This window comes from Pseudoalteromonas atlantica (assembly GCA_007988745.1).
Classification (GTDB): Bacteria; Pseudomonadota; Gammaproteobacteria; order Enterobacterales; family Alteromonadaceae; genus Pseudoalteromonas; species Pseudoalteromonas atlantica.
On record BJUT01000021.1, the window covers coordinates 21,956 to 34,874 of the forward strand.

Below are 12,919 nucleotides of genomic sequence, written 5' to 3' on the forward strand. Positions count from 1 at the left end.
CGCTTATTAGCGCAGTTGTTGACGATACTGTAGCGGCGTGACTTTGAAGTGAAACTTAAACTGTTTAATGAAGTAGGAAGGACTGGAAAAGCCTAAATCATAAGCAATATCTGTGACTGATATATCAGTTTGACCCAATAATCGCGCAGCGTTATATAACTTATGTTGAATAAGGTAATCGGAGTAGGGAACACGAAAGTGTTTTTTAAAAACCCGAGAAAAATACGACGGCGATAAATGACACATATCAGCGGCTTGCTCTAACGAAACGTTAATACCGTTATGGGTCTTCAATTGTTCAATAATAGGCGTTAACTTTTTAAAGCTTGCTAAGCCAGATCGCGGTTTATTGAGCGTTGCCGCGCCATTTTTACCGTACTCGCAAACGAGTGTTATAAGGCTATTAAACAACTGTTTACAGGTTTTGCTTTTAGGGTTTTGGTTGTATTCGCTTAGCATCCAGGCTAATAAGCAGTGCAGCTTTTGTTGTATTTCGACACAGAAACTAAGATGCATACCCGATTTAAGCAGCTCGGTAAATTCGTTTAAAGCCGGGTCATTTAGTTGCTCAGGCATAAATTGCACTATATACCAAGATTTAGACCGCGGGTTTAACTCAAAGTCATGGGTTTGCATTGCTGGTGTAAATACGGCCTCATAATCAGATAGCTTTGACTCGCCCTGATGATAGAAATAAGTGCCATCGATGTGCTCAAAAAAGATGAATTCATGGACCTGATGAAAGTGCATAAAACAGGAATAAGCATCGTGCTGCAAGTAACTGACATGATGAATTTCAAAATCGTAGCCATCCTTTATGGTAAATGGCTCGCAATAGATTGCAGGCTTAGACATATGGTTTATTGTTAACAAAACTTAATTGAAGTGTATCGCGCCTTATTAAAAGCTGCAATGTCTGATAAGCCAAATTGAATATTAGATACCCTAAAGGAGAAAATATGGAATTAAAGTTTTTATGCCCTTACTGGGGTTGTGAAGGAATAGCCGCAGAGCAGTTTGTTGCCCGCGTACTCGCTGCGGGTTTTGATGGGGCTGAAATTAACTTCCCTGATGACGATGAATTTATTGCAACCATTAAACGTGCGGCTCGTGAAGATAACTTTGCTGTGGTTGCTCAACAGTGGCTGGCTGCTAAAGCAGAATCGTTTGCACAGTACCGAGCTAGGTTTAATGCGCGACTACGCTTTCTTGCTACTCTTAATCCTGTGTTTATAAATTCACATACAGGGAAAGACTTTTATAGTTTTGCGCAAAACAGCTTATTACTAAAAGATGCGTTAGCGTTAGAACGTACTTTAACAGTGACCATTACGCACGAGACTCACAGAGGGCGCTTTAACTATGCCGCTTTTGCTACTGAGCCTTACCTCCAACAATTTCCAGAGCTAAAATTAAATGCTGACTTATCCCATTGGACTAATGTAAGTGAAAGCTTGCTTGAAGAGCAACAAGATGCCCTATTAGCAGCGCAGCTGCAGAGCTACTATATTCACGCAAGAGTCGGGCATACTCAATCCGCGCAAGTAAATGATCCCTTTAGTAGCCAATGGCGTGACACATTAAACCTGTATGTACAATGGTGGCAAACGATCATCGACTTAGTAAAAGCACGAGGTCAGCAAACATTTTATATTTGCCCAGAGTTTGGTCCTTGGCCTTATATGCCGAATGAACTCAATTCTAATAAACCAATAACAGAGCAATGGCAACTGAATGTTGCTATGAAAGATTACCTAAAGCAGCACTTGGTTGTGTAACTAGAGGGGATATTTTATAACCGGCTTTAACTTAAAAAAAGCCGGTTATATCAGCGTTTGTACTATTTACCGTAGCGTTTTTCGTACATGGTCGATGTGACGTCTTTTACCGCCTCAATCATTTTAGGATAAGGAATATCGGTGCCCGTGACAAAGCCGATATTGGCATTTTCACCATCAAAGGCTCGCCCAGATACTGGTTCATCAACATACTGAAACCAATGCGCGCCTACCATGTAAGGTTTTTCGAGAACGCTTTGCATGTATTTTTTATACATGGCTGCACGGTCAGTTTGATTCGCTGCATGGACAATGCCTGGGTTGAACAAGCCAGAGTCGGTTGCAGTTCCGATATGAAACTCGCCAATAACAACAGGTAAATCAACATTTTCTAAAAATTTCCAATAATGATCTTGCATGCCTTCTTCGTAAATATTAAAGCTTAAAACATCTGAGTATTTTACAGAGGCTTTAATAATTTCATCGGGCATACCCCAATTAGCCATACGAGCGCCCATATATAAGTGATTAGGGAGTTTTTTAGCTAAGGTGCCATTAACCACTTTAAAGTATTGCTCGCCGAGCATTTCTAGCATTTTAGAAATATCAGCTATTTGTGCATCGCTGTAAGTGGTAAATGTTACGCCCTTGTCGAGCTCATCCCAGTTAGCGATATCACTTTGCCATGCTTTATTTAATGCAGTAATTGAGCTGTATTTTTGTTTAAGGTGCGTAGTAAAAGCATGCTTAGCAGGGCTATTCGCTGCATTTTTAGAAAGTGCATCGAGTATGATCCCATAACGCTTTTCAACACTGCCTTCACGCTCGCCCCAACTTTTCTCGTTATCTATAAAAATACCGATACACCAAGGTGATGCTTTAATTTTTTGTGCTATAGCATCGATTGTTATTTCGGCGCGTTTTTTAAATTCAGGGTCGTATACGTCAGGCATTAAACCCCAGTGGTTGGTGTGGCCAGAAAGGGTTTTAAAATCACCAATAATCCAACCGTTGGCAAAATAGGGCACCGATTCTTTATCATAAAAAGCCGGGTCGACCCAGTTACCAAACGATGTAAACCCCCAATCCTTCATGCGGTCAAGTGTTACATCATGCCATTTATCTATGTACGATTTAGGTGATGTTTCGCCGTAGCGACGTTGTAAATTTGCACGATAAAAGCTATATGTTTCGCCATGTGCCACAGGGCCTTTATGGGTTGAGCGTCGGTAGCTGTAATGCTCGCTCAGTGGCTCATTGTAATCCGGCAGCCATTGGAACATATTATGACGCAGCTCAGAAGTAATAAAGCGGCTCTGGCGAGCTTGCTCTGAGACTTTAACAATGCCCATAGAATCTTCGGGGGTGATCTCATCACTGCTGCGATTACGTACTGAGTCGTCTTTAAAGTCTACCCCGGTAATTGTTGTTAGGTTAGCCATACGGACATTAGCGGGACCATGAGAGAAAAATAAATACCCTTCAGGGTCGACCATCCACCATTTACCGTCTACTTTTTCAGTTCTGAAATAGCCTGTAGCCTCTAACTTAGGACCGTTGGCGTAACCACCAAATCGTGAGCGGTCGCTCATGCCTTTGGATTTTGCAAGTTCAGCTAGTTCAATATCAGCCAAACGTTTAAGCTGCTCATCTGATGTGATTGTCAGTGCATTGGTTTGTTTACTGTATTGACCATATTTGTCGATGATATTAACCATCCAATTTGGATCAGACGGTGGGTTTTCTCTTAGTTTTATGTCACCAATCAATACCGACTTATCTTCTAAAATGCCAATGGTAAATAAGTTCATTGCGCTAATTTTAGTAAAGTCGCCACCATCATCACGCCAAGAGCGCCACACCATTAAGCGATCTTTTGTTTGCCAAGGTGGCGCATCTCCCCACATACCGGTATTTGTTTGTGCTTCTTTGCCAGCTAAAGGAAAATACACCGTCCCTTGGTAATTAGCAGGTAAACTCACTGAGCGACTTTGTAGCTGACCGTGTGGGTTTTCTAATGACAAGTAAACATGTATAGAGTCTGAGCTGATGTTTTGTATATCAAATGCCAAATTATAGTTATTATATGCCGATACGTCCCACGGGCTCGGTGGAGCTATTTTTAGCTCAGAAATATTTCCCTGAGCTGAAAAATTTAACGCTAATTGTTTATTATTTGCTGATTCAATCAGTTGATGAGATGTGTGACTATCAAAAAGCCAACTTTGCTGTTGTTGATCTGAAAAATCAACCAGCTTGGTCAGTGTTTCTACCTCAGTAAATGGATCTGCTTGTGAGTTAACTGATGGCTCTTGCACAGGCGCTTTATGTGTATCGCTGCAACCATTGGCAAACACACAGGCTAAGCTTAGCGCAATTAAATTAAGTGTCATTGAAGGGCGAGGTGCTGTCATTATAGTTTGGTCCTGTTGTAAACTAGAATGAATAACATACGATCATTGTTAACAATAAACAATGATCGTGTTCATATTTATCACTTTTAATTTTGTTTTATTAACTTCATTGGGTAGCTGTTGGACGAATTCCATTGGCCAACATATAAATTGTCATCTTGATCTACACAAATACAGTGCACATGATTAAATACTTGCCAATCAGTTTGCATCGGTTGTAGTTGACCGTCCTGATAAACAGGTTGTGGTGCACCCACGTTAGCGATGATTTTATTTGTTTCGTCAAAAATACTAATAAAACCTGAATCATCGGCATTGTGATTATCAACGTGTGACCAACACACCGGCGCATAAAAAACGGATCCCTTGAATACGGGGCCACCAATGTAAGCGCCATTAGCACTGATTGTTTTAAGGTATTGGCCATCTAAAGAAAATACTTTTAAACATTGCTCAAACCGAGAGCTTACGAGTAAAGTCGGGTTATTTTCATCACGTAAGTCAATTTCAATTCCGTGCGTATTTTGTAAGTTGTAGTGGCTATCGCTGTTATCGTGTCCTCCCCAGTGTTTTATATAGCGGCCTTGTTTATCAAAATTAAGTAAAAAGTCGCTACCGTAGCCGTCGGTTACATACAAATCGCCATTCGGTGCAATGGCGATATCAGTGGGACGAAAAGGTTGCTCAGGTGAATAAGCGCCATAAGTTTGTGGGTGGCCAATTGTGTAAATGAGCTTGCCGTCTAGGGTCATTTTGGCAATAAAACCAGCTTGTGGTATTACATTGTTGGTAGGGCTATCCCATTGTTCTTTGCTGTGACCATCCCAATGTCGGTTAACGACCCAGCCACTATCGACAACATATAAATACTCTTGCTCGCCTTCTTGCATAATTTTAATGGCATGGCCACCTGGGAACAGGGTACCAAATGCATCCAGTAACTCACCTTGTTGCGAGTAAACTAAAATGTTATTGCGGGTGTTATCAGTGATCATAAAAATACGCCCTTGCGAGTCCATCACCATGGCGTGACAATTTTCGATAGGGTAGTCTTTGGGGTCTAATTTACCCCAGTGCGCATCTATCTTGTATTGGTAGTTACCATGACCCACTATTTTGCCATGCGGGTCTTGTCCGTTTTTTGGTATTGCGTGAGCAATTTGTTGTTTTTGTTGTAACGTTAGCTGTTGGATCATTGTAATTTCCAAATAAAAAACCAACTCAAAGTAAGGGCTAACAATCTTTGAGTTGGTTTGGCTAGAAAAGGGTGGCTATCCTGGGTGATTTAAAATCGCATCATCATCAACCCGATCGAGAGGATAGTAAATCGCTTCATTTTCTTTAAATGATTGATTGCTGACGGCATTATAGGCACAAATCATTGACCAACGTGGCTCAGACGCTCTATTTTGATTAGATTTATGTAGCAAATTACAGTGGAAAAACAACACATCGCCAGGCTCAAGCTCAACGTTAACCAGCTCATGATATTTCATGGCCTCTTCGACAAACTCTAAGCACGCGCCTTTTTGATCGCCAGTTTTGCTGTGATCTAAACGCCCTAAATGATGAGAGCCTTTTAAAACTTGTAAGCAGCCATTTTCAATCGTTGCTTTATTAATCGCCACCATACAACTGATTGCTTTAGGGTAAAGCATATAGTTATCACGATGCCAGTAACCAAAGTCTTGGTGCCATTCCCAAGCACCGCCTACAAAGGGTTCTTTCATCATAATTTTGGTGCTGGTATGGTAAACCTCTTCGTCGATGAGGGTTTCACAGATATCTACTAAACGACGGCCACGGGAAAACATACTGTAAAAGTCATCTCCCGTTTTTTGCCATAAACACACTTTACTTACTGCACCATCAGCATCTTTTTTATGCCATGCTCGCTCGTATAACGAATCGTCGTTAAATGCGGTTTGTTGTAAGCGCGCAATTTCTTGCTCATTATAATAGCCTTTTGCAATAACGTAGCCGTCTCTATGAAAGTCAGCAATTTGTTGTGGTGTGAGTTGTCTGTTGTTCATAACTGGGTGTCCTGTTAGTGACTATTTGTTGTAAATTGTTGACAATGATGTATCGGTTTATTTAACCGGTCAAGCTGTAATTTATATGAAAATATGGTATTTATATATGAATGCTAGTGAAATTAATTAACTAATTGTTTCTACATAAATTCATTGTAAATACGGTAGAAAAATTATTTTTTAATTCATATATGAAGATGAAAAATTGGTTAATTTTTGTGCTGATGGTGGTTTATGAACACAAAAGTAAAAAATAAATACGCAGTACCCGCGTTAGATAAAGGTCTCGATATCCTTGAGTATTTGGCGCATAAGGGCAGTGCATGTTCACAAAGTGAAATAGCGGCCGGGCTTAATCGCAGTCCCAATGAAATTTATCGGGTTTTGGTAGGTTTAGAGTCTAGAGGTTATTTAATTCGGGATGAGTTTTCTGGCCGGTATAGTTTATCGCTAAAGCTTTTCAATTTATCCCGCTCTATTTTGCCGGTGGATCAAGTACGCCAATGTGCCATTCCTTATATGGAAGATTTAGCGGTAAATTTAGGGCAGTCATGTTACTTAACTATGCTGTATCAAAGCCAAGCCATGACAGTAGCTCAAGCACGTAGCCACAGTGAAATGCATTTAAGCATTGCTGAGGGATCACTATTTAAGTTGTGTCAATCAACACCTGGCAAACTGCTGTTAGCAAATAGTAATAGTGCAGTACGAGAGATGCTTATTGATCATGATGACGTTTACAGGGAATACAAAAAGCAAAATGAAATTTTAAACGATTTAAATATAATCCAAGAACAAGGATATATAATACAACGCAACCCACTTATTAATGGTGTTAACGACTACAGCTTTTTAATAGGGAAGCCTGAAGCAACGTTAATAGCAGCACTCACAATATCGTCATTCGAAACCCCCTTTTACGATGCGCTTAACCAGCAAAGTATTATTACTGAGCTAAAAGCGGCCGCTAATAGCATTACTTCTATATTAATAAGATAAAGCGATTAACTTATATCACACCTTTTGTGATAAGCAGTTTGGCAAAGTTATTTCATTACTTATTGTGTAACAATAAAACATAAGCATTAAGCACCCATGCTCTATAAAGAGTATTTGTTACTCAATTAAAAAATCCTAGCTTATATCACTAATTTTTAGCGCTATTAATATTACTGGGCGCTCAACTTCTTATTTTTATACCTCCAGTCCCCGTATTTGCTCAATAAGGCACTTTCTGTATTTGCTCTTAATTCACGATGATTAAAAAACGCCCATAAATTGTAAAATAAATACGCAATTTATTTGACTTATGTAGCAAAGTTACTTTACTGTAAAGTTAATTGTTAACAATGTTATGGTAACAATAAGGCATCTCGTTAAATATTAAACAACAATTACACTCTACAAACACATTATTTAGGTGCAAAAATGACTCACACACAATTTAAATTAAATGCGATTTGCGCAGCTATGCTACTCACATCCACATTGGCTAATGCTGAGCAACAAAACGATACAGCAGCGCAAAATGATTTAGAAGTTATACAAGTAACCGGTATCAGAAGTGCTCTTAGTAAATCTGCATCAATCAAACAAACTTCATCGGGTGTGGTTGATGCCATTTCGGCAGAGGATATCGGTAAATTACCTGATACTAATTTAGCAGAATCATTACAACGTATTAGCGGCGTATCTATTGATAGAGCCAATAACGAAGGTAACCAAGTAACAGTGCGTGGCTTTGGTCCTAGCTTTAACTTAGTGACTTTAAATGGCCGCCAAATGCCGAATTCGTCGGTATTACAAGAAGCCGGCGTGTCACGTAGTTTTAATTTTAGAGAAATTGCAGCTGAAAGTGTCTCTGGTGTAACTGTTTATAAAACAGGTAAAGCGAATGTCGCATCGGGTGGTATTGGTGCAACCATTGATATTAATACCGCCAAACCATTTGATTACGACGGCTTTAAAGCGTTCGCGAATGTTAAAGCGATAAAAGACACCAGTTCAGAAAAATCCAATGTTACACCTGAAATATCCGGCATGATCAGCCAAACATTTGCTTATGATATGTTTGGGGTATTGTTGTCAGTTTCTCACTCAGAGCGTGAAAGTGGTCGTGAACGCGTTGGTACGTCGCAGGGGTGGGTTAAAAATCGCGCTAACCCAGATGGTGTAGATAGCAGCGCTATTGACACATCAGTAAACCCCACAGGGACCTATTGGGTGCCTTGGACCCCAGAAATGGAGCGTTTTGAAACGGAGCGTACCCGTGATAACGCTCAATTAATATTACAATTTGCCCCTACAGATAATATAACTGCTACGTTTGACTACACTTTATCGCGTTTTGAAGAGATCAGTGAAACCAATAAAATGTCGTTTTGGTTTGATAATCCAGGCGGTACAGCAGATCAAAATGGTACTTTAGTGGATATCACCAATGCCAATGATGAGCTTAACTTTTGGGCATGGGAGCTTTACGAGAAAAAAGAAAACGACTCTTTTGGTTTAAACTTAGCGTGGCAAGCATCTGATTCACTTAAATTAAGCTTTGATACCCATGATTCAACCTCTCATTCGAACCCTGACGGTACAACGGCCGAAACAATTGCAAATTTAAAAAATGTGCCTGGTTCAGTTGATTTGATTGGTGCTAACTTCGCAACTGAAGTGCCCAGTATTACTATTGATGACTCATCATTATCGGGCGGTGCTTATAATCCTGATAATATCGTATCTGATTTATATCAGCGCCGCGGCTACGAGATGAAAAACAATATCAAGCAATATCACGCCAGTGGTATGTGGGAAAACTTAAACAGCGGTGCAATTTCAGCGATTCATTTTGGCGCTATGTACACGGATTATCAAATTGATACTTATTTATCCGAGCAATTCTCATTTGTAGATATTCCGTTAGATAGCTTAGGGTTGACGTTTGATGACGCAGCAGGTTTTGCTGATGGTTTTTCAGGTTCTGATCAGCTATTTCCTTATATGCCAAGATACAGTGCCCATGACTTTGTGGATATTGTTAAAAACGAAGGTCTATTTTTAGAGCCTAATGTTTCTACTAATGGTGTACAAGAACAAACACTAGCGTTTTATGTGTCATTAGATGTAAGTACCGAGTTTAATAATATTCCAATTGATATGAATGTTGGGGTACGTTATGAAAGCACGGATGTAACCGGTTATTCTGTGAAACCAGCGATCATCGCGCTTAACTATCGCCATGCTGAAGAGCTACGCCCTGTGTATGCAGATGAAGCCACACCCCAAGAGCTGGAAGGTGAATACACGCGTATTTTACCAAACCTTGATTTAAGTGCTGATCTAGATAACGGCTATAAAGCACGTTTTTCATACAGTAGAACGTTAGCTCGTGCAGGTATTGATGCTATGTTCCCATCTACCACAATTAATGCACGTCCTGGAGGTCCATTTGATGCCTCACAGGGTAATCCAAATCTATTACCTATTACCTCAGATAACTTTGACTTCTCGTTTGAGTGGTATGGTGATGATGGCAGCTATGCATCTGTAGGTTACTTTAAAAAGTTTGTTGAAAACTTTATAGGCGCAGGGGTGGTACAAGGCACACTTGATGACATTAACGGTGAGCCGCTGCGCGACCCAAGTGTAAACCCGCGTCCTGGCTGCCCTGACAGCAGCGATGAGCCTAACCCAGATTGTTTGAGCCAACCGTCTGATCCGGTTGTTACCTTTGATATCTCAACACCTGATAACCTACAAAATCGTGAAGTAGATGGTTGGGAATTAAATGGTCAGTACATGATTGAAGATACAGGTTTTGGTGTTGTTGCTAACTATACCATAGTTAATAGTGATGAAGAGTTTGATCCGTATAACTTTGATCAAACTATTGCACTGGCAGGCTTGAGTGACTCTGGTAATCTTGTTGGTTTTTATGAGAATGACGACTTCGAAGTGCGTCTTGCTTATAACTGGCGCGACGAGTTTTTACTTTCGCTTGGAACAGAGCCTACGTTTACTGAAGCCTATGGTCAGCTAGACTTCAACTTTAATTACACCATTAATGAATCGTACTCAGTTAATTTCGATGCGTTGAACTTGACTGACGAAACCGTTCGTCGTCATGGTCGCTTTAGCGAGCAATTGATCTCTGCTGAGCAATATGGTCCACGTTATAGCATTGGTTTCACGGCTAAGTGGTAATAAGCTAAATTTAAAGAGCAAGGCACTGCTAGTCTTGCTCTTTTTATTGGCTATATAGCAATAATAGAGGTTGCTATGAATGACACATTAAAATCAATTGTAATAGTCGGTGGTGGAACCGCTGGTTGGTTAAGTGCAGGGATTATTGCAGCCTATTTAAAAAAACATCACAGTCTTAATTATCACATTACATTAGTTGAATCAGCTGATATAGCAACGGTTGGCGTCGGTGAGGGCACATGGCCGACCATGCGCAGAACGTTACAAAATATGGGGGTTGATGAAGCACAGTTTATTAATCAATGTAATGTATCATTTAAACAAGGTGCCAAATTTGCCAACTGGCATAGCACAAAAGAAAACGACTTTTACTACCACCCGTTAATGATGCCACAAGGGTTTGCAGATAATGATTTAGCGGCAGCTTGGCTTCGCCAAGACACTGACTCAGCAGCACCGCATAACCATTTTGCAAATTTTGTTTGCCCACAACACGCATTGTGTGAGCACAACCTAGCGCCTAAAGCCCTAACAACTCCACAATACAGTGGTGTGGCAAATTACGCATATCATTTAGATGCAGGCCTATTTGCCACATTTTTAAAAAATCATTGCATTAACCACTTAAACGTAACACATGTAGTGGCCAGTGTTTTATCGGTAAATAATAACGCTAATGGCGATATACACTCCTTAAGTTTGGATAATAACACGGCGCTTTGCGGCGATTTATATATAGATTGCTCAGGGTTTAAATCTTTACTATTAGGTGAAAATTTAAAAATCGGCTTTAAATCATGCAAAGACATTTTGTTTGCTGATAGCGCATTAGCAGTACACATGCCGTATGACGATGAAACTCAGGTGATTAGTTCACACACCATCTCTACAGCACAAACAGCAGGTTGGATATGGGATATTGGCTTGCAGACACGTCGTGGAGTAGGGCACGTTTACTCAAGCCGCCATATCAGTGAGCAAGAGGCCAAAGAGCAGCTTTTTGATTACTTAAACATCTCGCCCGCTAAGCGGGCTGACTTTAATGTGAAAAAAATTAGTTTTGAACCAGGACACAGAGAAAAGTTTTGGCACAAAAACTGTGTGGCAATTGGTTTGTCGGCTGGATTTTTAGAGCCATTAGAGGCGTCGGCCTTATTGCTGGTGGAAATATCCGCTAACTTTATAGCAGAGCAATTACCAGCTAACCGGCAAGTCATGGATATAACTGCCGCACGATTTAATCGCACCTTTAGCTATCGTTGGCAGCGTATTATCGATTTTTTAAAGCTGCACTACATGTTAAGTGAGCGAACCGATAGCCTTTTTTGGCAGCGACATTGCGCTGAGCAAAGTATCCCGCAAAGCTTACAAGGTAACCTAGCATTATGGCGAACACATATCCCTAATGACAACCACTTTGATTATTCTGTCGAGGTATTTCCGGCAGCAAGCTACCAATACGTACTGTATGGCATGGGCTTTAAAACGGCGACGACCCATTATGGTAATCATCCTCGCGCGATTAAAAAAGCGCGCAATCTAGCAGCTAAAAATACCAAAGACACGGCTGAATTAGTGAGTAAATTACCGGATAACCGCACATTATTAAAACAAATCAAGCAGTATGGTTTACAAAAAATTTAGCTAAATCACCGCATTTAAATGAGCAACTTTACGATGACAAACGCAACATTATTAGATAAAAAAACACACGCAAACTTATACATAAACAATGCGCCAAGTGCTGAATTTGGTGACAATATTAATTACATTCCCATAGTGGCTGATGAGCTAAAACAATTGGTGCTAGATTACCCTGTGTATTTTATGAAAAACCCACAGACAGGCCAGTTTGAACTGTTTGTTTTAACCGGCTTTACAGCGGGAGAGAACCTATTTTTGCAGCAAGGACGTTGGCGAGCGCAATACATTCCGCTGCACATCAAGCGCCAGCCGTTTAAACTAGGTCTACGTGATGCCACGATAACCGAGCCTACGGATAACGATTTAGCGGTGCTTATTCACCAAGATCACCCACGGGTTAATGAAAACACTGGAGAGCGGATTTTTGATCAGCAAGGAGAGCCCACAGCTTACTTGAATGCTGTTTGTGAGCAGTTAATGACATTAATGCACGGTAATAAGCGCACTAGCGCGTTTATTACAACCTTGCTAGAGCATGAGTTGCTAGAAGCCGTACAACTGAGCCTGACTCAACATGGCGAAAAGCAAACTTATAGTGGCTTATACGCCATTAACGAACAAGCATTGGCACAGCTTGACGCACACGCGCTTAAGTCATTACACGAAATGGGCTATCTCCAAGCCTGTTATATGATTATCGCTTCAACAGGGCATATACAAAAGTTAATCGGCTGGCTTAACGAAACACCTTAAAACAACCGAGCATATAGTGGTGAAAGCTCAATTGATGGCTTGTTAAATTAATTGAAGTTTCAGCCTATTAATAATCTATAGCTAAAGGCAATAGGAC

9 protein-coding genes are annotated in these 12,919 nt (G+C 40.5%); 5 read left to right on the plus strand and 4 right to left on the minus strand.

Annotation, left to right across the window (positions count from 1 at the left end):
* Positions 1 to 6 precede the first annotated feature (6 nt).
* Complete coding sequence (locus PAT01_RS10550; RefSeq protein ID WP_249318327.1) at positions 7 to 855, minus strand: helix-turn-helix domain-containing protein; 849 nt, start codon at positions 853 to 855, stop codon at positions 7 to 9.
* 104 nt (positions 856 to 959) lie between these two features.
* On the opposite strand from PAT01_RS10550, the gene PAT01_RS10555 reads away from it, so the two are divergent.
* Entirely contained in the window at positions 960 to 1,778 is an 819-nt protein-coding gene (locus tag PAT01_RS10555; protein ID WP_138576786.1) for a sugar phosphate isomerase/epimerase, read from the plus strand.
* A 62-nt stretch (positions 1,779 to 1,840) separates the two neighbouring features.
* Here PAT01_RS10555 and PAT01_RS10560 read toward each other — a convergent pair whose 3' ends face one another.
* The 3 genes from PAT01_RS10560 to PAT01_RS10570 form a co-directional block, all read right to left on the minus strand.
* On the minus strand, positions 1,841 to 4,192 hold the full coding sequence (locus PAT01_RS10560) for a beta-galactosidase (RefSeq protein WP_138576784.1): 2,352 nt from the start codon (positions 4,190 to 4,192) through the stop codon (positions 1,841 to 1,843).
* Between the two features lie 86 nt (positions 4,193 to 4,278).
* A complete protein-coding gene (locus PAT01_RS10565; RefSeq protein ID WP_138576782.1) occupies positions 4,279 to 5,388 on the minus strand; it encodes an NHL repeat-containing protein in 1,110 nt (369 codons plus the stop codon).
* A gap of 75 nt (positions 5,389 to 5,463) precedes the next feature.
* Positions 5,464 to 6,225, minus strand: coding sequence for a phytanoyl-CoA dioxygenase family protein (locus PAT01_RS10570; protein ID WP_138576780.1), 762 nt, complete (start codon positions 6,223 to 6,225; stop codon positions 5,464 to 5,466).
* A gap of 234 nt (positions 6,226 to 6,459) precedes the next feature.
* Between PAT01_RS10570 and PAT01_RS10575 the strand changes: the two genes are divergently transcribed.
* The 4 genes from PAT01_RS10575 (at position 6,460) to PAT01_RS10590 (ending at position 12,822) form a co-directional block, all read left to right on the plus strand.
* Positions 6,460 to 7,224, plus strand: coding sequence for an IclR family transcriptional regulator (locus PAT01_RS10575; RefSeq protein ID WP_154945438.1), 765 nt, complete (start codon positions 6,460 to 6,462; stop codon positions 7,222 to 7,224).
* Between the two features lie 429 nt (positions 7,225 to 7,653).
* Positions 7,654 to 10,425 (plus strand): TonB-dependent receptor, encoded by a 2,772-nt coding sequence (locus tag PAT01_RS10580; RefSeq protein ID WP_154945439.1) that lies wholly within the window; start codon positions 7,654 to 7,656, stop codon positions 10,423 to 10,425.
* 75 nt (positions 10,426 to 10,500) lie between these two features.
* The gene (locus tag PAT01_RS10585) at positions 10,501 to 12,069 is read left to right on the plus strand and encodes a tryptophan halogenase family protein (protein WP_138576774.1); all 1,569 of its coding nucleotides are present in this window, start codon (positions 10,501 to 10,503) and stop codon (positions 12,067 to 12,069) included.
* Between the two features lie 33 nt (positions 12,070 to 12,102).
* Positions 12,103 to 12,822, plus strand: a complete 720-nt coding sequence (locus tag PAT01_RS10590) for a SapC family protein (RefSeq protein WP_154945440.1) — start codon at positions 12,103 to 12,105, stop codon at positions 12,820 to 12,822.
* The last annotated feature ends 97 nt before the right edge of the window (positions 12,823 to 12,919 follow it).